The 19,684-nt window shown below is 71.2% G+C and carries 26 protein-coding genes and 1 pseudogene; 16 read left to right on the forward strand and 11 right to left on the reverse strand.

The genetic code is table 11. The annotated features are described in order from the left end of the window. Positions 1-400 precede the first annotated feature (400 nt). The 4 genes from F1D61_RS11490 to F1D61_RS11505 are packed head-to-tail and all read left to right on the forward strand — an operon-like array spanning position 401 to position 1,792. Positions 401-919: a MucR family transcriptional regulator gene (locus F1D61_RS11490; RefSeq protein ID WP_246775831.1), complete on the forward strand. Its 519-nt coding sequence runs from the start codon at positions 401-403 to the stop codon at positions 917-919. Position 920: 1 nt separating this feature from the next. Continuing rightward, positions 921-1,067: a hypothetical protein gene (locus F1D61_RS11495; protein WP_203157978.1), complete on the forward strand. Its 147-nt coding sequence runs from the start codon at positions 921-923 to the stop codon at positions 1,065-1,067. Further along, positions 1,064-1,525, forward strand: coding sequence for a lysozyme inhibitor LprI family protein (locus F1D61_RS11500; protein ID WP_203157980.1), 462 nt, complete (start codon positions 1,064-1,066; stop codon positions 1,523-1,525). The genes F1D61_RS11495 and F1D61_RS11500 overlap by 4 nt, the downstream gene beginning before the upstream one ends. 39 nt (positions 1,526-1,564) lie before the next feature. Beyond that, the gene (locus F1D61_RS11505) at positions 1,565-1,792 is read left to right on the forward strand and encodes a hypothetical protein (protein WP_203157982.1); all 228 of its coding nucleotides are present in this window, start codon (positions 1,565-1,567) and stop codon (positions 1,790-1,792) included. A gap of 158 nt (positions 1,793-1,950) precedes the next feature. Here F1D61_RS11505 and F1D61_RS11510 read toward each other — a convergent pair whose 3' ends face one another. Continuing rightward, the gene (locus F1D61_RS11510; protein WP_203157984.1) at positions 1,951-2,241 is read right to left on the reverse strand and encodes a hypothetical protein; all 291 of its coding nucleotides are present in this window, start codon (positions 2,239-2,241) and stop codon (positions 1,951-1,953) included. 289 nt (positions 2,242-2,530) lie between these two features. On the opposite strand from F1D61_RS11510, the gene F1D61_RS11515 reads away from it, so the two are divergent. Both F1D61_RS11515 and F1D61_RS11520 read left to right on the forward strand, forming a co-directional pair. Next, a complete protein-coding gene (locus tag F1D61_RS11515; protein ID WP_203157986.1) occupies positions 2,531-2,830 on the forward strand; it encodes a hypothetical protein in 300 nt (99 codons plus the stop codon). Between the two features lie 16 nt (positions 2,831-2,846). Next, positions 2,847-3,392: a hypothetical protein gene (locus tag F1D61_RS11520; protein WP_203157988.1), complete on the forward strand. Its 546-nt coding sequence runs from the start codon at positions 2,847-2,849 to the stop codon at positions 3,390-3,392. Positions 3,393-3,428: 36 nt separating this feature from the next. On the opposite strand, the gene F1D61_RS11525 is transcribed toward F1D61_RS11520, so the two are convergent. The 4 genes and pseudogenes from F1D61_RS11525 to F1D61_RS11540 all read right to left on the reverse strand — a co-directional run bounded on the left by F1D61_RS11525 (position 3,429) and on the right by F1D61_RS11540 (position 8,330). After that, entirely contained in the window at positions 3,429-4,844 is a 1,416-nt protein-coding gene (locus tag F1D61_RS11525; protein ID WP_203157989.1) for an amidase, read from the reverse strand. An 18-nt stretch (positions 4,845-4,862) separates the two neighbouring features. Beyond that, positions 4,863-5,977: pseudogene (locus F1D61_RS11530) on the reverse strand (glycosyltransferase). After that, positions 5,974-6,720 (reverse strand): lysophospholipid acyltransferase family protein, encoded by a 747-nt coding sequence (locus tag F1D61_RS11535; protein ID WP_203159022.1) that lies wholly within the window; start codon positions 6,718-6,720, stop codon positions 5,974-5,976. The pseudogene F1D61_RS11530 and the gene F1D61_RS11535 overlap by 4 nt, the downstream one beginning before the upstream one ends. Before the next feature lie 77 nt (positions 6,721-6,797). Further along, positions 6,798-8,330 (reverse strand): phytoene desaturase family protein, encoded by a 1,533-nt coding sequence (locus tag F1D61_RS11540; protein ID WP_432443251.1) that lies wholly within the window; start codon positions 8,328-8,330, stop codon positions 6,798-6,800. 240 nt (positions 8,331-8,570) lie between these two features. Here F1D61_RS11540 and F1D61_RS11545 point away from each other — a divergent pair, with 240 nt between their 5' ends. The 5 genes from F1D61_RS11545 to F1D61_RS11565 all read left to right on the forward strand — a co-directional run bounded on the left by F1D61_RS11545 (position 8,571) and on the right by F1D61_RS11565 (position 11,529). After that, the gene (locus tag F1D61_RS11545) at positions 8,571-8,864 is read left to right on the forward strand and encodes a hypothetical protein (RefSeq protein ID WP_203157992.1); all 294 of its coding nucleotides are present in this window, start codon (positions 8,571-8,573) and stop codon (positions 8,862-8,864) included. 199 nt (positions 8,865-9,063) lie between these two features. Further along, the gene (ykgO, locus tag F1D61_RS11550; RefSeq protein ID WP_012334921.1) at positions 9,064-9,189 is read left to right on the forward strand and encodes a type B 50S ribosomal protein L36; all 126 of its coding nucleotides are present in this window, start codon (positions 9,064-9,066) and stop codon (positions 9,187-9,189) included. A gap of 81 nt (positions 9,190-9,270) precedes the next feature. After that, the gene (locus F1D61_RS11555) at positions 9,271-9,888 is read left to right on the forward strand and encodes a hypothetical protein (RefSeq protein WP_203157993.1); all 618 of its coding nucleotides are present in this window, start codon (positions 9,271-9,273) and stop codon (positions 9,886-9,888) included. A 41-nt stretch (positions 9,889-9,929) separates the two neighbouring features. Beyond that, positions 9,930-10,922, forward strand: a complete 993-nt coding sequence (locus F1D61_RS11560; RefSeq protein ID WP_432443252.1) for an alpha/beta fold hydrolase — start codon at positions 9,930-9,932, stop codon at positions 10,920-10,922. Between the two features lie 43 nt (positions 10,923-10,965). Beyond that, positions 10,966-11,529: a hypothetical protein gene (locus F1D61_RS11565; RefSeq protein WP_203157995.1), complete on the forward strand. Its 564-nt coding sequence runs from the start codon at positions 10,966-10,968 to the stop codon at positions 11,527-11,529. A 93-nt stretch (positions 11,530-11,622) separates the two neighbouring features. Here the strand turns inward: F1D61_RS11565 and F1D61_RS11570 are convergent, their stop codons facing one another. The 3 genes from F1D61_RS11570 to pyk form a co-directional block, all read right to left on the reverse strand. Beyond that, positions 11,623-11,856, reverse strand: a complete 234-nt coding sequence (locus F1D61_RS11570; RefSeq protein ID WP_203157997.1) for a hypothetical protein — start codon at positions 11,854-11,856, stop codon at positions 11,623-11,625. Next, a complete protein-coding gene (locus tag F1D61_RS11575) occupies positions 11,853-12,170 on the reverse strand; it encodes a hypothetical protein (RefSeq protein ID WP_203157998.1) in 318 nt (105 codons plus the stop codon). The genes F1D61_RS11570 and F1D61_RS11575 overlap by 4 nt, the downstream gene beginning before the upstream one ends. Before the next feature lie 146 nt (positions 12,171-12,316). Continuing rightward, the gene (gene pyk, locus F1D61_RS11580; protein ID WP_203158000.1) at positions 12,317-13,753 is read right to left on the reverse strand and encodes a pyruvate kinase; all 1,437 of its coding nucleotides are present in this window, start codon (positions 13,751-13,753) and stop codon (positions 12,317-12,319) included. 164 nt (positions 13,754-13,917) lie between these two features. Here pyk and F1D61_RS34105 point away from each other — a divergent pair, with 164 nt between their 5' ends. The 3 genes from F1D61_RS34105 (at position 13,918) to F1D61_RS11595 (ending at position 15,399) form a co-directional block, all read left to right on the forward strand. After that, positions 13,918-14,079 (forward strand): BrnT family toxin, encoded by a 162-nt coding sequence (locus tag F1D61_RS34105; protein ID WP_246775832.1) that lies wholly within the window; start codon positions 13,918-13,920, stop codon positions 14,077-14,079. A 136-nt stretch (positions 14,080-14,215) separates the two neighbouring features. Further along, a complete protein-coding gene (locus F1D61_RS11590; protein ID WP_432443253.1) occupies positions 14,216-14,494 on the forward strand; it encodes a BrnA antitoxin family protein in 279 nt (92 codons plus the stop codon). A gap of 452 nt (positions 14,495-14,946) precedes the next feature. Then, entirely contained in the window at positions 14,947-15,399 is a 453-nt protein-coding gene (locus F1D61_RS11595; protein WP_246775833.1) for a hypothetical protein, read from the forward strand. A gap of 12 nt (positions 15,400-15,411) precedes the next feature. Here the strand turns inward: F1D61_RS11595 and F1D61_RS11600 are convergent, their stop codons facing one another. From F1D61_RS11600 to F1D61_RS11610, 3 genes are all read right to left on the reverse strand, one after another. Next, positions 15,412-15,870, reverse strand: coding sequence for a DUF1036 domain-containing protein (locus tag F1D61_RS11600; RefSeq protein ID WP_246775834.1), 459 nt, complete (start codon positions 15,868-15,870; stop codon positions 15,412-15,414). Next, positions 15,842-17,152: a glycerate kinase type-2 family protein gene (locus tag F1D61_RS11605; RefSeq protein ID WP_203158006.1), complete on the reverse strand. Its 1,311-nt coding sequence runs from the start codon at positions 17,150-17,152 to the stop codon at positions 15,842-15,844. Before F1D61_RS11605 ends, F1D61_RS11600 begins: the two co-directional genes overlap by 29 nt. A gap of 74 nt (positions 17,153-17,226) precedes the next feature. Continuing rightward, complete coding sequence (locus tag F1D61_RS11610; RefSeq protein WP_203158007.1) at positions 17,227-18,177, reverse strand: DMT family transporter; 951 nt, start codon at positions 18,175-18,177, stop codon at positions 17,227-17,229. A gap of 200 nt (positions 18,178-18,377) precedes the next feature. Here F1D61_RS11610 and F1D61_RS11615 point away from each other — a divergent pair, with 200 nt between their 5' ends. Then, a complete protein-coding gene (locus tag F1D61_RS11615) occupies positions 18,378-19,148 on the forward strand; it encodes an N-formylglutamate amidohydrolase (RefSeq protein ID WP_203158008.1) in 771 nt (256 codons plus the stop codon). 58 nt (positions 19,149-19,206) lie between these two features. Further along, positions 19,207-19,512: a DUF1244 domain-containing protein gene (locus F1D61_RS11620; RefSeq protein WP_203158009.1), complete on the forward strand. Its 306-nt coding sequence runs from the start codon at positions 19,207-19,209 to the stop codon at positions 19,510-19,512. Positions 19,513-19,684 lie beyond the last annotated feature (172 nt).

The raw sequence follows: 19,684 nt of genomic DNA on the forward strand, positions 1-19,684 counted from the left end.
TGCTGATAGGCTCGTTCGCCGAACCGGTCAAGGCCTTCTTGCGGGACGGGTGCGAAAGGGCGGGAGCAGGTCCGGATGCCGGCAGCCGACCGGGTCGAACCCGGCCGGGTCCGGTCCCCGAAAGGTTTCGGCGGGCCGGCATCCGGCCGTCCCGGTCTCCTCGACCGAACAGGAAGGGTGAGACGGGGCAGGGCGGTGCAACGGACCGACCGTGCGACGCGTGCCGTCCGGTGGAACCGCCGACGCCCGGGCAATGACCGGTCGGGCGCAACCACACCCTACCCACGATACACAAGTTTTCCTTGAACAGCGCATGGTTGCACTTGATGAAGGCGCACCGTGCCCGATATGCCTGGACGACTCGGAACGAACCGGGTTGCTCAGATCGGGATGGAACCTCGTGTCGGACGTCAACTTGGAGCAGCAGTCTGAGTTCGTCGGCCTCGCGGCCGATATCGTCTCGTCCTATGTCGCGAACAACAATCTTCAGGCAGCGGAATTGCCGGGCTTGATCGCGTCGGTGCATGCTTCGCTGGCCGCGCTCGGCCAGCCGGCGCCGGCGGTGGTCGAGGAAACCCGGGCGACCCCGGCGCAGATCCGCAAGTCGGTCACGCCCGACCACCTGATCAGCTTCCTGGACGGCAAGCCCTACCGCTCGCTCAAGCGCCACCTCACCTCGCAGGGCCTGACGCCCGCCGAGTACCGGCAGAAATTCGGCCTTCCGCCCGATTACCCGATGGTCGCGGCGAGCTACGCCGCCCAGCGCTCGGCGCTGGCCAAGAGCCTCGGCCTCGGGCAGCGCCGGCGCGAGGCGGCGGCGGCGCGGGACGCGGTCGAGGAGCCGGCTCCGGCAGCCCCGGAGGTCGCGGAGGAGAAGACCGCCCCGCGCCGTCGCTCGCGCAAAGCCGCGGCCGAGTAGGATGGAGCTGGCCAATCCCTGGCGTCAGGGGCGCGAGCGCCGCATGCCGTCCCGCGAGCAGACGCTGCTCCTCCTGACCGGAGCCGCCATCGGAACGATCGGCATCGCCCTGGCCGGCGGCGACTGGCTGGGGCCGTGGATCGGATGAGGCCCGGTTTGTGCGCGGCGGGCCTCGCGCTCGCCCTCGCGGCCGCCCCCGCCGCCGCCGCTCCGAAGGCCGCCTCTTCGGACAGGCCGGCCTCCCCGGCGGCGGCCATCCGGGCCTGCACCGGCAAGGACCTGCCGGAATACCGGAAGGGGGCGTGCCTGGACGACGCCGTCAAGACGCTGCGCGAACGGCTCGGCACCCTGGTCGAGCGCAAGCTCGCCACGATCGCGGCGGTCGCAACGCGGGCGCCGAGCCCCGGCAGCCTCGCCGGCCGCGAGGATGCGGAGAACTGGCGCAAGGCCTTCCTGGCCGCGCAAGGCGCCTGGGAGGAGTATTTCCGGCGCCACTGCGACAGTCTCTACGACTTCGACTACCATGGCGGCTCGGCGGCGGGGCAGCTCGCGTCGTCGTGCAAGATCCGGCTCCTCGCGGCGCGGATCGACGAGTTGCACGACTGACGCCGCGGGCGAGCGGGAACATCGCCGGGAGAATCGCCGATGAGCGCACCGCTGACCTTCGAGGACGACATCGAGGCGCGCCTGGGTGCCCTCGAACTGATCGTCACCGCCCTCCTGCGCGAGCGGGTGAATCGCGATCCGTCCGCGCGGGAGGCGGTGCTGGAAGCATTGCGGCGCGAAGCCCAGGTCCCGGCCCCGCCGACGCCGAAGACCGAGGCTGCCCTGGCCAAGGCGCTCGCGCTCGCGGAGATCATCCTGGCGCCCTGACCAGCCGCGGAACGGACAAGCCGATGCCGCGAGGCGTGGCCGATCCCGGCCCGAACCGCCCTCGGACCAGGGCATTCTCCCGCTGATCCGGCGCGGGCCCGGGGGCGTCTGCCCGGCCTCCTCACGTCGCGGAGAGACTGCGCCTCGCGTCAGCAGCCTCAGCCGTACGAGACGCAGGCCCCGTAGACCTCGCCGCAAGCGGCGTAGGGGCCGCAGCCGCCGTCGTACCCGACATTGGACAAGCCGTACCGCGCCCGAACGCCGCCGCAGGCGGCGCCATGGCACCCGCCGTCACCGCCCCGGCATCCCCCGAGACCGACCCCGCGCCAGCTGGCGCCGAGGCCGCTGCCATGGAGGCCGCCCCAACCGAAGCCGCAGGCATCGGCCCCGGCGGTGGACAGGGCGAGGGCCCCGGCGGCGAGCGCGGATGCGAGAACGAGATGCCTCACGGCACCCTCTCCTGACTGCCGGGGAAGGGCTTCCTCAGGGCCGGCCACCACCGGAAAACAAGGGCAGTTCGAGCTCCGCATCCGACGTGGCATCCGCGCTCGGATGCACAAGTGGGCGACGTGCCATGCGCGGCGGCAACCCAGGACGCGGCGCTTCAGGACCCAACCCCGCAGCAGAATATACCTTTCCAAAAAATAGCATTTCAAAACAAAATCCAACGTCGTAGTGAATTACCGACCGCGCCAGATGATTCGCGGTTGAATATACTTATCGATCGATAATAATATCGTGGAGACGTCGATGTCAGCCTGTGCCATGCTTACCTACAACAACGTTACTCCGGCCGCCTGGCAATGCGGTGTCCAGTTCGCAGCGGACCATGGCGTGCAGATCACATCGAATCAGGGCAGCGCGACGGTGTCGGGCTTCACCATCGCCTGGAACTATAATCCGTCGGGGCAGACCGTCTCGCTGCAATGCACCGACAGCCCCTTCATCGTGCCCTGCTCGCTCATCAACAACTTCATCGACAGCACGGTGCAAAAATGCCTGAGCCAGAACAACGTGGCTCTGGCGGCAATGATCTGAAGGCGGGGGCCCCGCGATGAACGTCGCGTCCGAAGGAGGGCAGAACGACGGCGCGGCGGCTCGGGAGGAGGCGCTCGGTGCCTTCTCCCACCGGCTGGCCGAGGCGCTCGGGCTTCCCGCGGGACTGCCCCGCGAGACGGTCGAGCGCGCGGCGGTCGATCCGCTCTACCTGCACGGGCTGATCACCGGGAGGGACATCCCGGACGCCATGTCCGGGCTGATCGCGCAATCCCGTGGGACGAGCCTGCCGAAATGGGCGCCGCGTCCCACGCCGGTGCTGGTGGCCAAGGCCGCGCAAGCCCTGGCGCGCTGGGCGGCGGCGGGCTTCCGCGAAGTGAGCCCGGCGACCGCCGAGGCACGGCGGCGGGCGTGCCGGTCCTGCCCGGAGCTGCGGGCTCCCAGCGGACATCCGATCCATCGACTCGCCGGCGCGGCCGGCAGCGGCGTCTGCGGCCTGTGCAGCTGCGCCATCGAGAAGAAGGCGATGCTCCCGACCGAGAGCTGCCCGCTGCAATCCGCGGACGATCCGGCGCTCAACCGCTGGGGCGAACCGCTCGACTGACCGCGACACCCCGCGAACGGCCGAGCGCGCTCGGCCTCACCCTCGATGCGTCACCCGCGGCTCCGCCAGCACGGCCCACGGATAGGCCGCCTCGTAGGCGCGCGAGGCCGCGAGCACCCGGGCATCGGCCCCCATCGGGCCGACGATCTGCAGGCCGACCGGCAGGCCGGCCTCCGTCAGGCCGCAGGGCACGGTCGCGGCGGGCTGCCCGGTGAGGTTGAAGGGGTAGGAGAATGGCGTCCAGTTCAGCCAGTCGTCGCCGAAGCGCCCGTCGGGCGGGGTGAGGTTGCCGGCCGCGAAGGCGGGGGTGGCGAGCGCGGGCGTCAGGAGCAGGTCGTAGGTCCGGTGGAACCGCGCCATGGCGGTGAACAGCGCGCCGCGGGCGTTGAGGGCGGCGACGAAGTCGGGCGCCGCGATCTGCCGCCCGCGCTCGGCCGCCGCCCGCAGGGCCGGCTCGACGAGGCCGCGCTTCTCCTCGGGGATCGCCCGCAGCACGCACCAGGCGCCGACGAGCCAGATCCCGTTCAGGGTCTCGACCGGATCGGACAAACCCGGATCGGCTTCCTCGACGATCGCGCCGAGCTCGGCGAAGCGCCTCGCCGCCGCCTCGGTCAGGCGGGCCACCTCGGGATCGACGGTGGTGGCAAACCCCAGGCGCGGGCTCCAGGCGACGCGCAGGCCACGCACCCCGTCCTCCAGGCCGGCGCAATAATCCGGCGGCTCGGCAAGCGAGGCCGCCATGTCGCGGGGATCGGGCCGGGCGATGGCCTGCATCATCAGGGCGGAATCGCGCACGCCCCGGGTCATCGGGCCGAGATGCGCCACCGGCCCGAAGGGCGAGGGCGGGAAGGCCGGCACCCGGCCGAAGCTGGGCTTGAGCCCGTAGATCCCGCAGAAGGCGGCCGGGATGCGGATCGAGCCCGCCCCGTCGGTGCCGATATGGAGGAGCCCGAGATTGAGCGCCGCCGCCGCCGCGGCCCCGGCCGAGGAGCCGCCGGTGGTGGTCCGCGTGTCCCAGGGATTGCGGGTCGAGCCGGTATGGCTCGAATCGCCGAGGCCCTTCCAGCCGAATTCCGGCATCGTGGTCTTGGCGAGCGGGATCGCGCCGGCTTCCAGCAGCCGGTCGACGATCGGGGCGTTCTCGGTGGCGGGCGTGTCGGCGGTGGTGAGCGAGCCGCGGCGCATCGGGTAGCCGGCCCAGGCGATGTTGTCCTTGACCGTGAAGGTGAGGCCGTCGAGGGGCCCGCGGGGCTCGCCCTTCGCCCAGCGCGCCTCGGCAGCCGCGGCCGCTTCCATCGCGCGATCGCGGTCGACCAGCACGAAGGCGTCGAGATCCGGGCCGAACCGGTCGATGCGGGCCAGCGCGTCCGACACCGCCTCGCGGGGCGAGAGGGTGCGGTCGCGGTAGGCGGCCAGCGTCGCGGCGCCGTCGAGGTCGCGGATCTCGGTCATGCTCTCTCCCTCTCGAACTCACCCGGCCGGGTAGGTGCGCCCCTTCCAGGTCGCGACCCCCGCCCGACGCGGGCGCAGCAGCGCGTTCCATTGCAAGGCCAGCGCCAACGCCACGGTGAGGGGATGAAGCGGGATCGTCCAGGGGTCTTCGCGGGTGGAAAGCGTGATCGCCGCGCGCGTGATCAGGGAGAGGGCGAAGGCTGCCCCGGCGACGGGCAGGCTGCCGGCGCCCAGGAGCGCGGCGACAACGAGGAGCAGGGGCAGGACGTGGCCGCCCCCGAGCAGCAGCGTCCAGACCGGCAGGGCTCGGGGCGTCGCCAGGCCCTCATGGGCGTTCTTCGAGAAGCCGGCCCAGCATTGGCGGAAATCCGTGTACATCCGGCAGGTGGCGAGGTCGGCGGCCGCCACGAGGTCGGTGGTCAGGCCCGCCTGGCGGACGATCCGGGGCAGGCGCACGCCGTCATGCAGGCTCGCGCGGATCGCCCCGTGGCCACCGACCCGGCGATAGGCGTCGACCTCCACCAGCACCAGCTGGCCGCAGGCCGCGCCGAGGGCAGGATCGCGCAAGCGACGCATCAGCGGGATCGGCAGGTAGCCGAGCAGCAGGAAGTTGATCATCGGCACGGTGAGGCGCTCGCCCCACGTGTCCGTGACCTGCCGGGGCACGCCGCTGACGAGGGCCGCGCCGGTCGCCTCGGCCGCGCCCGCCAGGGATGCGGCGCCGTGGGGGGCAACCGCACGTCGGCATCGATGAACAAAAGATGGCGCCCGGTCGCGGCCTGCCCGAGGACGTGGCAGGCGTGGTTCTTGCCGGTCCAGCCCGGCGGCAGGGGCGGCACCGGGATCAGGCGCAGGCGGGGATCGCGGGCGGCGATCCCGGCGACGATCGCCGCCGTCCCGTCGGTCGAGTGGTCGTCGGCGACGATCACCTCGATCGGCACGCCGGTGCTGGCGAGCGCCGCCGCCAGGGTCGGGCCGATATTGCCGGCCTCGTTGCGGGCCGGGATCAGGATCGACACGAGACCATCGGGGGCCGGAACCCCGGGCTTCCTGCGCAGGGCGAGCAGGTTGGCGAGGGCGAGCCCGGCCGGCAGCAGCGCCAGGGCGAGCGCGAGGAAGGCCAGCGCGGTCACGGCGCCCGGCCCTCGCGGTGGCCGGCGACGAAGCGGCGCCCGGTCAGCGCCGCGACCAGCCGGTGCCACGCATCGTAGACGCCGCCGATTCCGCGCTGCCCGTCGAGCAGGGAGGCGAAGCGGGTGGCATCGCGGCTGCGCACGTCGGCAGCCAGGCGGTCGAGGGTGGCGGTCAGGTCGGCCTCCAGGCGGGCGAGACGGTCCGGACGGGGCAGGGCGAGGAGGTCGCGGGCCTGAATCGCGCGCCCGAAGGCGGCGCAGGCCTCCGCGCCACGCTCCTCCCAGAAGGCGTAATCGAGGGCGAGCGGCACGAACAGGGCGTCGGGGGCGAGTTCGGCCAGCCGCGCGACGCCGGGGCGTAAAGCCAGTGGCCGCTCGCGCACGTCGCTGAAGCGCCCCTGCGCGGTGATCCACAGGACGCGGCCCGGCCGGTCGAGGATCTTGCGCGAGGCGGCCATGAAGGAGGCGGCGCCGCGCGGCGAATCGAGATCGACCCCGAAGGCGCCCATGCGGGAGAAGATGCGATACCGGGCGAGCATCGCGGCGTCGAACGGCGCATAGCTCTCGGCCGCGGGGAAGAAGCGCTGCGCCAGCAGGATGATGACGGCCGCATCCCACCAGGCCGGATGGTTGCAATAGACCACCACCGGGCCGGCCTCCGGCGCGGCCGGGGGCTGGCCCCACTGCGCCAGCCGGAGCGCGTTGAGGTGGCGCCTCACGTAGCGGGCGAAATAGACGCCCATGAAGCGCCAGATGGCGGGGGAGCGGGCCGCGACCGGATCGGACGGCAAGGCCCGTCCGCTGGGTGAGGCCCGCCCGGTCACGAGGCGGCCTTCAGGGCCTCGGTGCCGCCGCGGGCATCCTGGTCGAGGGCATCGGCGGCGATCCAGCCCGACATCATCACCATCGGCATCCCGGGTCCCGGATGGGCGGCGCCACCGGCGAGGTACAGGCCCTGCACTTCCCGCGAGCGGTTGCCGGGCTTGAACGCCCCCATGATCCGGCCGTGGGAGGCCAGCCCATAGATCGCGCCGTTGAGCACCTTGTAGCGCGCATGGATGTCGGCCGGGGTCAGGTGGCGCTCGACGACGATGCGGTCCTCGATGTCCGGCATGCCGGCGGTGCGCTTCAGCTTGTCGAGGATCTTCTGCCGGTAGGCCGGCAGCATCTGCGACCAGTCGTGATGCGGGCGAAGATACGGCGTATGGACCAGCACGTAGAGTGCCTCGCCGCCCTCGGGCGCCACCGACGGGTCGGTGACGCTGGGTGCCGCGAGATAGGCGGTCGGGTCCGGCGCCGGCTCGCCCTTGCGGTAGATCGCGTCGAACTCCTCCTCGGGGTCGCGCGAGAACACGAAGTCGTGGTGGGCGAGGTGGTCGTAGCGCTTGTTGAGGCCGAGATAGAGCACGACGCCGGAGCAGGCCGGCTCGAAGCTGCGCTTCTCGTAACTCCGCCCGACCTCGCCGCCGACCAGCTCGCGGTAGGTGCGCACCGCGTCCATGTTGGAGATGACCTTGTCATAGGGCACGACCGCGCCCCCGACCCGCACCCCCTTCACGGCGCCGTTCTCGATCGCGACGCCCTCGACCTCGCTGCCGGCCTTGAGTTTGGCGCCGAGATCGCCGGCGAGCTTCATCAGCCCCTCTGCCACCGCCCGGGTTCCACCCATCGGGTACCAGACCCCGTCGGCGGTCTGCATGTGGGCGATGGCGCAGAGCACCGCCGGCGCGCCGTAGGGCGAGGAGCCGACATATTGCACGAAGTGGTCGAGCATCTGGGCGAGGCGGGCATCCCGCACCTTGCCCCGGATGGTCCCGGCGACCGAGGCGTGCATGCGCAGCGAGAGCACGTCGCGCAGGGTACCGGGATTGAGGTTGGCGCGGATGTCGATCGTGTCGAACAGGTCCTGCACCGGCTTCCAGAAGAAGAATTTTTCGGACACGCCGTGCAGGTGCTCGGAGAGTGCCAGGAAGCGCTTGTAGCCCTCGCCGGCCTTCTGGCCGGGGGCGAAGCGGTCCATCTCGGCGGCCATCGCCGAGACGTTCTCCATCAGGTCGATGCGGCTGCCGTCGTCGAAGAAGCAGCGCCACTGCGGATCGAGGCGGCGCAGGTCCATGTAATCGTGCACCGAGCGGCCGGACTCGGCGAAGATCCGCTCGAGGACGCGGGGCACCGTCAGGATGGTCGGCCCCATGTCGAAGCGGAAGCCGCCCTCGTGCAGCACCGCGGCCTTGCCGCCGATCCACGCATTCTTGTCGTAGAGGGTGACGTCGTGCCCCCGCGACGCGGCCACGCAGGCTGCCGCCAGACCGCCCAGCCCGCCGCCGACCACCGCGACCGAGTTCCCCGCCATCACGCCTCTCCCGAGCGGGCTCACGCGCCCGTTCCGGACAAGCTAGGCTCAAGGTCGGATCGGTCAACGCGCCGGACCCGGTCCATGTTGCCGCGCCGCAGGCATGCCTCCAGGTCAGGAACCCGGTCCCGTCTCCCGGGCTTGGATTTCTACAGGACACGACGTCGCCGCCAAGATTCCGCCGAGATGCCGCCAAGCCGGAACACGGACACTTCGGAGACTCAACCGGGAGACAGCCCCATGAAGACGACCCTCGCCCTCGTCGGCCTCCTCAGCCTCGGCCTCGCCGGCCCGGCCTTCGCCCAGCAGGCGCTCGACATCACCGTGACCCCGCGCGCGACACAGGTCGACCCGCTGGTGACCGGCAGCGTCCGGCCGCTACGACCGAACCCGAACGTCACCCCGAGCAATCCGATGGGCGTGGTCGGCTGGGACGGACCGCCCGGCGGCACCACCAGCGTGATCGGCGACGACGAACCGCTGGCTCCCGGCTCGCCGGCCGCGACCCCGAACGCGCCCTTCGCCCGGCCGTAAGCCGCGACGTTTTCGCCCCGGTCCGGTTGACTTTTCAGGCCCCCGCCGGGTAAGTCACGCGCCTCCGCACGGGCGGTGCTCCGCATCGCCCGGCGTCGGCGTTCGTCCCAGGACATCGTTTGTCGTAAGGACGTGCGCCGCGAGCCCGTTTCCCCATCCGCGCCCGGGCGTTCCGGCGCACCGACGTGAGACCAGACCGATGAAGATCCGTAACTCGCTGAAGTCGCTCCGCGGCCGGCATCGTGACAACCAGCTCGTGCGCCGCAAGGGCCGGGTCTACGTCATCAACAAGACCCAGAAGCGCTACAAGGCCCGCCAGGGCTGAGGGGCGCGGGGCTTGCCGGTCCTCGCGACCGCGGCAAGCCATCGCGTTGACGGGATCGCGCCGGCGCCGGACAGTGCCGGCATGCGCCGTCTCTCCCTTCCGATCTGCATGATGGCCGGCCTCCTCGGAGCGCCGGCTTTCGTCGTTCTGGCGACCGTGCCGGTGGCCGCGGCCCCGAAGGACGCTCCCAGGGAAGCCTCCAAGGAAGCCCCACGCGCACCCGCCACCCTCGACGACCTCTATGCGCGGCTGAAGGCGGCCAAGGACGATGCCGAGGCCCGCGGCGTCGCCCAGCTGATCGAGCGCCGCCTGGACCGCTCCGGCAGCGACACCGTCGACCTGCTGGCGAGCCGCGCCGCGGAGGCGATGCAGGCCAAGGACTATCCCCTCGCCGTCGAACTCCTCGACCGGGTGACCGTGCTGGAGCCTGCTTGGGCCGAGGGCTGGAGCCGGCGCGCCACCGCCTTCTACCTGCTCGAGGACCAGGCGAGCGCGCTCGCCGACCTGCACAAGACCCTGACTCTCGAGCCGCGCCATTTCGAGGCCTGGGCGGCGCTCGCCCATATCTACATGGCGAGCGACGACAAGAGCCGGGCGCTCGCCGCCTTCCGCCGCGCCGAGGCGATCTATCCCCGGATGGGCAAGGTCCACGAGGCGATCGAGCGCCTCAGCCCCGACGTCGACGGCCGCGACCTGTGACCGGCCGGCCTGTGCGCCGGCTTCGACAACGGATCTTTCGCGTGCTCACCCTGATCGCCGGCCTCGCGGCCGGTCTCGTTCTGGCGCTCGTCGCCGCAGGATTGCTGGCGACCTGGATCATCACGCTCGTGGTCGAGGCGCGCTATCCCCCGGCGGGCCGGCGCGTGGCGGTGGAGGGCGGGCACCTCGCGGTGATCGAGGCTGGCCCCGGCGACGGCGCGCCCAGCCGCGGCACGGTAGTGCTCCTGCACGGAGCCTCGGCCAACGCCATGGACCCGATGCTGGCGATCGGAAAGCGGCTCGCCGGCGACGGCTTCCGGGTGCTCTCCTTCGACCGGCCCGGCTTCGGCTACAGCGACCGCATCGCCCCGGACGCCGCCTCGCCGGCGGTGCAGGCGCGGCTGATCGGCGAGGCCCTGACGGCGATGAAGGTCGGCCCGGCCCTGATCGTCGGCCATTCCTGGTCCGGGGCGCTCGCCACGGCACTCGCCCTCGATCACCCGGAGCAGGTCGCCGGCCTGGCGCTGCTGGCGCCGGTGAGCCACCCCTGGCCGGGCGGCTCGGTCGGCGGCTATGCCGGCTGGTACCGCTCGCTCCCCGGGCGGATGCTGCTGAACCTCGCCACCTACACGATCGCGGCGCCGCTCGGTTACACCGCTCTCGACCGCTTCGCCGAGGTGGTGTTTCGCCCGCAAGGCCTGCCGAAGGGCTATCTCGACGGCGCGCGGGTGCCGCTGGTCCTGCGCCCCGCGACCTTCGGGGCGAACCTGCGCGACCTCGACGGGCTCTACGCCTTCCTGGAGCGGCAGAGCCCGCGCTACCCGGAGATCACCGCCCCGACCGTCATCATCGCCGGCGATAGCGACCCGGTGGTGAAGACCGACGTGCATGCGCGGGCGCTCGCCCGTGAGGTCCCTGGCGCCAGGCTCGTGGTCCTGCCGGGCGTCGGCCACATGCTTCAGTACGTCGCCGCCGATACGGTCGTGGCGGAGATCGAGGCACTGGCGGCGCGGGAGCGGGTGGGGGCGGAGTAGGGAGTTTGAACCTGCGCGATTGGCGAACCGCGAGCGGTCCGTCATGATCGGCCGCATGGCCGACGCCATCACCACTGCCTTCGCGCCGTTGATTGGCTTGCCCTGCTGGGGCGTTGAGCGCGGACAAGGCAGCATCCTGTCCTTCGAGTTCGGATCACCACGTCTCTTCGTTCGCGAACCGTACGCCTCGACCTCGTCCTTCGCCAAGCTGCGAGAGGCAGCAGCGCGGCGGATCGTCAAACCGGTCGGAGAATGGAATCTCTTCGTGTTCTGCTGCCACTGGCGCATCGTCAACCGAGGAGAAGTCCTGGCCGACGACGATCGACCCCACTCACAGATCGAGGCCGCCGCGCAGGCGATGGATGGACAGAGGCTGACGGCATTCGCACTTGATACCGCCTCCCGGCACGCCGTCTTCTCGTTCGACCTCGGCGCAACCTTGACGACGTGGCCTTACGAAGCGGACGACGACGAGCAATGGTCGCTTTACCTCCCGGACGAACGCGTCCTGACCCATCGGGCCGACGGCGTCTTCAGCGTCAGCGACGCAGATGAAAGACAGGAGGAGTCCTGGCTGGCCGTTATACGGAGCATTCGCATCCCATAGCATCGGCAAACCAGCCTGGACCATGCGCGAGGCATGAGGGATTGCAACAGGGTTGGAAGCTTTCCCGCTGATTCGGGTTGAATGCGATGGATCTCAATCATCCAGCGGCAGGCGCGGCACGTCGCGAAACCCGTCGCAGATCCGCTGGATCGCCCAGAAATCGCTGTGCCCATCCTCCTCGACCGGAACCGTGAAAGGCGGCCCCTTGCCGGGTCGATGCCACCATTCCGCAGTGTTGAGCCGCCCCTTACCGGGAAGAGGCTCGCAGCCGTTCCTCCGAAGTTTGGCTTCCCATTCGGAGCGTTCGAGCCAGGGCGAGCGGATCATGCCTGAGCATAATGCGCCACATATTCCCAACTCAAGGGAAACCCCGCTCGCCTCTCGATGATTCCACGATCCTCGAGCGCTTCCCGCAAATCGACGAGCGGTTCCGTCAGAATGTCTTCGCCGAATTTGGCCGACAGGATGACCTCGAGCGCAGGCTTGATGTCGGCCAGCAACGCATCGACGTTCTTGTGAGATAACATGAACTCCGGAACGTCCTCGCTCCAGGCCCGCAATCCACCATCCGGTCGCCGCTCGAAGCAGACGACCACCTTGAAGAACCGTCGGCTGTGATCGTTAGGCGCTATTCGGCTCATGAACATGCCTTCAAGCTAGCGCCCTCATTCTCCCGCATCCAGTTAATAATTCACGAGTCAAGCCATGACGGATTTTCATTAACCAGAACATCGAGTTAAGACATGCGGCGCATTGCCGCACATCCATGGTCGCGCTTGCAGCTGGCTCAGGCCTTCGCCGCATGCTCCGGCGTCACGGTGGCGATCCGCACGAGGTTGGTCGCGCCTGGCGTGCCGAAGGGCAGGCCCGCCACCACGATCACCCGGTCCCCGATCCCGGCGAAATTCTCCCGCACCGCGAACTTGCAGGCGCGGAACGACATGTCGTCGATGTCGCTGGCGTCGTTGGTGACGATCGGGTGGGTGCCCCAGGCGAGCGCGAGGCGCCGCGCCGTCTCGCGCTTCGGGGTGAGCGCGATCACCGTGGCGTCGGGCCGGGCGCGGGCGAGCCTGAGCGCCGTCGAGCCGGAGGCGGTCCAGGCCATCACGGCCTTGAGCCCGAGCGTGTCGGCGATCTGGTGGGCCGCCGCCGCAATGGCGTCGGAGGCGGTCGATTCCGGCTGGTTGCGCTGGGCCGCGATGATCGACCAGTAGATTCCGTCCTGCTCGACCTGCTCGGCGATGCGGTTCATGGTAGAGACCGCCTCGACCGGGAAGTCCCCGGACGCGCTCTCGGCCGAGAGCATCACGGCGTCCGCCCCTTCATAGACCGCGGTCGCCACGTCCGAGACCTCGGCCCGGGTCGGGACGGGAGCGGCAATCATCGATTCGAGCATTTGCGTGGCCACCACCACCGGCTTGCCGAGGCGGCGCGCCCCGCGGGTGATGCGCTTCTGCACGCCCGGCACCTGCTCCAGCGGCATCTCGACCCCGAGATCGCCGCGGGCGACCATCAGCCCGTCGGCCACTTCCATGATCGCGTCGAGCGCCGCCACGGCCTGCGGCTTCTCGATCTTGGCCATCACCAGGGCACGCCCCTGCGCCACCGCCTTGACCTCGACCACGTCCTCCGGGCGCTGCACGAACGACACCGCGATCCAGTCGGCGCCCGCGGCGAGGCCGGCCTCCAGGTCGAGACGGTCCTTCTCGGTCATCGCCGCGACCGGGATCGTGGTGTCGGGCAGCGACACGCCCTTGCGGTTCGAGATCCGGCCGCCGGTCACCACCCGGGTCACCGCCCGGCCGGGCGCGACCTCGGTGACGACGAGGCGCAGCTTGCCGTCGTCGACGATCACCGCGTGGCCGGGCTCCAGCGCCGACAGGATTTCGGGGTGGGGCAGGTGGACCCGGGTCGCGTCGCCCGGGGTCGGATCGTCGTCGAGGACGAAGCTTTGGCCGTTCTCGATCATCGCCGCGTCGCCGGAAAAGCGGCCGACCCGGAGCTTGGGGCCCTGGAGATCGACCAGCACGGCGATCGGCCGCTTCAGCTTCTGCTCGATGCCCCGGATCGTCGCCACCCGCTCGCTCAGCCGTTCGCGGGGCAGGTGGCTCATGTTGATGCGGAACACGTCGGCGCCGGCCGAGAACAGCGCCTCGATCACCGCCGGATCCTCGGAGGCCGGGCCGAGGGTCGCGACGATCTTGGTGCGGCGGGCGCGCTTCATGGGGTGTCGTCCGGGTGGGAGAGATCGCGCTACGCAAAGCCGGTCGGCGGGCCCGGGTCAATTGGCGATTTGGGGCCGGGGTGAAGCGCGGGCGATGGGCTAAGGTCGGGCAGGCGACCTCGAACCCTCTCTTGCCCATCCCTGTTTTCGTAGATACAGAAACCATGGAGATCGTGTTCGACGAGTCGAAGCGGCAGCAAAACCGAGCGAAGCACGGCTACGATTTCGCCGATTTCGAGCGCTGCTTCGACCGTGATACGGCCTTGGCGCTACCGACCCGCCCCAGCCGCACGGGCCGCGCTCGTTATCTCTTCGTCGGTCGCTGAAACGGGGACATCGTCGTACTCGCGGTCGTGTCGCCTCTCGGCAGTGAGGCTTTGTCTCTCGTCAGTCTTCGCCGCGCGGACGAACAGGAAAGGGCAGTCTATGACCGGCACCTCGAAACCTGAGCGGCCTTCACTCGTGACGTCCGAGGACGATTGGGACCTCGCTGGCGAGATCCCGCCTCTGACCGCCGAGGAACTGGCCCAGCTGCGACCCGCCCGCGACGTCCTTCCTCCGGAGGTCTACGCGGCCCTCCCGAGCCGCGGCGGCCGGCCGCGATCCGAGCGGCCCAAGCAGCTCGTGAGCCTGCGCCTCGACCCGGACGTGATCGAGACCTTCAAGGCGACGGGGCCGGGCTGGCAGACCCGGATGAACGAGGTGCTGGCGGAGGCGGCGCGCAAGTTGCGGGTGGCCTGACATCGGCCGCTGCGCAGGCCGGAAACACGGCGCAGCGATATCGCGCCCGACGACGATTCACGACGACGGTTCACATGGGCTAGACGACACCGCATCGTGAGCGGTGCAGGGCAGTGAGAATGGCATCACCATGGGCGATACTCATCTGTCACAGTCGGTCGAAGCCGAGATCGAAGGTGTCGTGCGGGCGGAGCTCGGCCGGTTCGGCGTAGAGCGGGTGGAAGTTGTGGAGAGCGAGGAGTCGGACGGAACGCCATCGATCCTGGTTCTAGCCCATTACCGTGCCGGCGCGGCGCCGGATCCGAAGACCGCGGCCGCCACAATCACCAAGGTCAACGACAAGCTGTTCGAGCTGAACGAACCCCGGTTCGCTCACATTTCCCACCGGCTGCCGGCCCCCACCGGGGAACCGCGCCCCGGCGTCGTGCGCAGCCGCGTCGGTGAGTCGGACGTTGCTCGCGACGGCGCGCCGCCTGGCGAAAGCCGGCGGAAGCAAGCCGCGGCAATCCGATCTACGGCGTGCGATCAGCACGGCCTATTACGCGCTGTTCCACATCGTGGCGCAGGACTGCGCCGACCGTCTCGTCGGCCAAGGGCCGAACCGGCCGGACAAGGCGTGGCGTCAGACCTATCGCGCACTCAATCACGGTGACGGGAAGCGGGCCTGTGCACAATTGCGGGCGCTCGGCTTTCCGGCCACCCTGGTTCAGACTGGAGATGCCTTCCGTACGCTGCAGGAGCAGCGCCATCTCGCCGATTACGACCCCGACCATCGGGTGACGCGGGCCGATGCTCTCGCCGCCATCGCCGCGGCCGAGAACGGGATCGCGAACCTGCGGGCGACATCGAACAAGGATCGCATCGCCTTCGCGGTTCAGTTGCTCCTCAGGCCGCGAAGCCCTTGAACCGCCTCAGCCTCACGGCCCCGCCCTTCCCGGATCCGTCAGCTGGATCGTCCAGCTCTTTTGCTCCCCCGTATCGACCTCGAAGAAGCCGTTGCGGTCGTAGCCGCGGGCCAGGCAATCCTCGACGCCCCGGATGGTGAACTCGCGGTCGCGGGTACACATCAGGGAGCGGCCGCTCCACTCGCCGCCGCGGTCGTAATCGACCGCGAAGACGTAGTAGAACCGGGCGGCGAGCGCCCCCTTGAGGAGGGTCTCGCAGCCCTTGGCCGAGAGGTTCCACCAGCCCTCCGTCACCCAGCCGCCGGAATCCCGGTAGCCGAGCGCGATGCCGATGCGGCTGCCGGTCATGTTGCACATCCGCAGGTCCGCCCGCGCCGGCCCGGCCCCGAGCAGGGCGAGGAGCGGGAGCGAGAGCAGGGCGGCGCGGCGGGGGGCGAGGAAGTCAGCCAACCAGGATGATGCGGAGGTCATTGACGTTGGTGCGGGTGGGCCCGGGCCGGACGAGGTCGCCGATCCGGTCGAAGAACGGAGTCGAGTCGTTCTCTCCCAAGCTCGCCCCCGCGTCGAGCCCCGCCGCCGCCGCACGGGTGAGCGTCGTGGGGTCGATCATCGCGCCGGCCGGGTCGGTGGCCTCGCCGCGGCCGCCATCGGTGCCGTCGGTATCGGCCGAGAGCGCCGCGATGCCGGGGGCGCCGTCGAGCGCCAGCGCCAGCGCCAGCGCGTATTCCTGGTTCGGCCCGCCCTGGCCCTCGCCGCGGATCGTCACGGTCAACTCGCCGCCGGAGATCAGCGCCACCTTGCGTCCGGCGGCCTGCATCTCGCGGGCGAGCGCGGCATGGGCCGCCGCGACCTCGCGGGCCTCGCCCTCGAGATCGGCCCCGAGCAGCACCGGCTCGTAGCCGGCTTCGTGCGCCGCCGCCGCAGCGGCCTCGATGGCGTCGACCGGCCGGGCGATGATGCGGAACTCGCTGCGGGCGAAGGCCGGGTCGCCGGGCTTCGGGCTCTCGTTGGCGGGATCGTTCAGCAGCGCCTCGGCGGAAGCCGGCAGGGGGATGGAGCGGCGGGCGCAGATCGCCCGGGCGTCGGCCAGCGTGGTCGGGTCCGGCACCGTCGGGCCCGAGGCGATCACCGCGGGATCGTCCCGGGGCACGTCGGAGATCGCCAGCGTCAGGATCCGGCCGGCGTTGCGGGCGGCGCCCGCGAGCCGCCCGCCCTTGATGCGCGAGAGGTGCTTGCGCACGCAGTTGATCTCGTCGATCGCGGCGCCCGAGCGCAGGAGCGCCCGGGTGATGCCCTGCTTCTCAGGCAGCGTCAGGGCGCCGGCCGGGGCGATCCAGTTGGCCGAGCCGCCGCCGGAGAGGAGCACCAGCACGAGGTCGTCGGGGCCGGCCGAGGCCGCGAGATCGAGGGCGCGCTGGGTCGCCGCGATGCCGGCCTGGTCCGGCACCGGGTGGCCGGCCTCCACCACCTCGATCACCCCGGCCGGCTCGCCGTAGCCGTGGCGGGCCACCGCCAGGCCTTCGATGCGGGACGGATCGACCCCTTGTTCCCGGTAATGCCGCTCGGCCAAAGCCGCCATGCTGGCCCCGGCCTTGCCGGCACCGAGGATCACCAGCCGCCCGGCCGGCACCGGGGGCAGGTGCGGCACCAGGCAGCCGCGCGGATGGGCGGCCGTGACGCCGGCATCGAGCAGGCGCAGCAGCAGGGCGCGGGTCTCCGAGGGAGAGGGTTCCCGGGCGGGGGCATCGGTCACGAGGCGGCTCCTCTGAAGGTTACGGTCACGCTTCGGGCCGGCTTCGTGCCGGTCTCGTTCCGGTTTGTTAGAGCTTAGATGGCAGGCGCGGCCCGCCGGGGGCGGGCGACGGCGATGCCGGCCAGGATCAGGCCGCCGCCGAGCACCTGGAGGGGACCCAGGGCCTCGCCGAGGAGGATCCAGGCGAGGATCGCGGCGGCCACCGCCTCCAGGAAGATCACCAGGGAGGAGAAGGCCGCGGGCAGGCGCCCGAGCGCGACCGCGAGCAGGCCCTGGCCGCCGGCATGGCTGACGAGGGCGAGTGCCAGGAGCCCGGCGGCGGCGCTCCAGGATTGCGGCAGCACCGGGCGGGTCTCGATCACGGCCACCGCGCCGAGCAGCACCAGGGCGGTGACGCAGGAGGCCACGAAGGTGACGCGGGCGGCGCCCAGGCCCCGGGCCCGGGCGCGCTCCACGGTGAGGAAGTAGAGGGCGAAAAAGAACGCGGTGATCACCCCGTCCCGGTCGCCGGCGAGGCGCGCCGGATCGACCTGCACCGATTGCCCGACCAGGGTGGCGCCGCCGAGAAGGCAGACGAGGAGGCCGATGAGCGTGCGCCCGGCGGGCCGGCGGCTGAGGCCGATCCAGGCGAGCACCACCACGAAGACCGGCGCGGTCGTTGCGAAGAAGGTGGCGTTGGCGACCGTCGTGCCGAGGATCGCGAGGTGCCAGAACAGCAGGTCGCCCGAGAAGGCGAGGCCGGCGAGCAGCACCGAGGGCGTGACGGCGCGGCGCAGGCGCGGCGCCCGCGCCTCCTCCCAGCACATCCAGCCGTAGAGCGCCGGCAGCGCCAGGGCGACGCGCCAGAACGCGCTGGCGAAGGGCCCGACCTCGGGGCTGACGAACCGCACCAGGACCGGCGACAGGCCCATCGCCAGCGCGCCGACGACGAGGGCGGCGAGCGCCGGACCGAGACCCGCGGAGTCGTCGGCCGAGGCGCCGACGGACGGGCCGGCGGCGAGGTCGGGCTTAAGGGTGGGGGACATCGGCGGGCCTTGCGCGGGGCGCTCCCGGTGCGGAATCGGTCGGTCGTGTCCGTCACTATGGCATGTCGCGCCCGGCGTCACCGGTTCGCGCCGATGGAGACCGCCCCGCCATTTGGGTATGGAGGGCGGGCGGATCCCGCCGTCGCCCTGGGACTCCGCCGCGCCGCCGCCGCCACTCCCCCCAAAAGACCGATCGCCCGATGAACGCCGCTCCCGCCTCCCGCCACCCGCCCCAGCCCCACCCCGTCGAGACGATCCCCGGCGATCCGGCCTGCGGCCTCCTGCTCCTGTGCGACCACGCCTCGAACGCGGTGCCGCCGGACCTCGACCATCTCGGCGTCGCCGCTCCGCATTTCGAGCGGCACATCGCCTACGACATCGGGGCGGCGGCGGTGACGCGCTCGCTCGCCCGGCGGCTCGGGGCGCCGGCGCTCCTCACCACCTTCTCGCGGCTGATCATCGATCCCAATCGCGGCCGCACCGACCCGACCCTGGTGATGCGCCTCTCGGACGGGGCGATCGTGCCGGGCAATGCCAGGATCGGCCCCGAGGGCGTGGCCGAGCGGCTCGCCCGCTTCTACGATCCCTACGACCGGGCGATCGATGCCGCGGTCGCCGCCGCCCTGGCCGCCGGCGCGCCGCCGGCCATCGTCACCGTGCACAGCTTCACCCCGGCCTGGCGCGGGGTGGCGCGGCCCTGGCAGGTCGGCATCCTGTGGGACCGGGACGAGCGCCTCGCCGGCCCGCTGATCGCGGGCCTGAGAGCGGATCCGGCCGGGTTCACGGTGGGCGACAACCAGCCCTATGGCGGCGGCCTGCCGGGCGACACGATCGACCGGCACGCCCTGGCGCGGGGGTTGCCCAACGCGCTCATCGAGATCCGCCAGGACCTGATCGGCGACGAGGCCGGGGCCGAGGACTGGGCCGCGCGGTTTGCCGCCCTGCTGGGGCCGTTGGTCGCCCGCGCTTGACCGGGCGGGCAACCGCGCCCCACCTCACGCGTCTACGATTTTTCGAGGGAATCCCACGATGGACGGCATCGACGAGAAAACCCGCACCGAGCTCGAGGCCGCGGTCTTCCGCCGCCTGGTGTCGCACCTCCAGGGGCGCACCGACGTGCAGAACATCGACCTGATGAACCTCGCCGGGTTCTGCCGGAACTGCCTGTCGAACTGGCTCAAGGACGCGGCGGATACCCGCGGTCTCCCGCTCACCAAGGACCAGAGCCGCGAGCACGTCTACGGCATGCCCTACGACGAGTGGAAGGCGCGCCACCAGAACGAGGCGACCCCCGAGCAGGCGGCGGCCTTCGCGGCGCGGGCGGAGACGCATTGAGGGCGCGGCCGCGCCGGGGCGGGGCTGTCCGAGAACACTTTCGAGACGAGAAGGGCGCGGGTTCCACCCTCTCCCGCGGGCGGGGAGAGGCCTTCGCACCCCTTGCCGGGTGCGAAGGTAGCCCGAAGGGCGAGGGTGAGGGGGTGTTCCCGGATGAGGCTCCTCCGGCACC

Origin of the sequence: Methylobacterium aquaticum (assembly GCF_016804325.1) — a bacterium.
Taxonomy (GTDB): Bacteria; Pseudomonadota; Alphaproteobacteria; order Rhizobiales; family Beijerinckiaceae; genus Methylobacterium; species Methylobacterium aquaticum_C.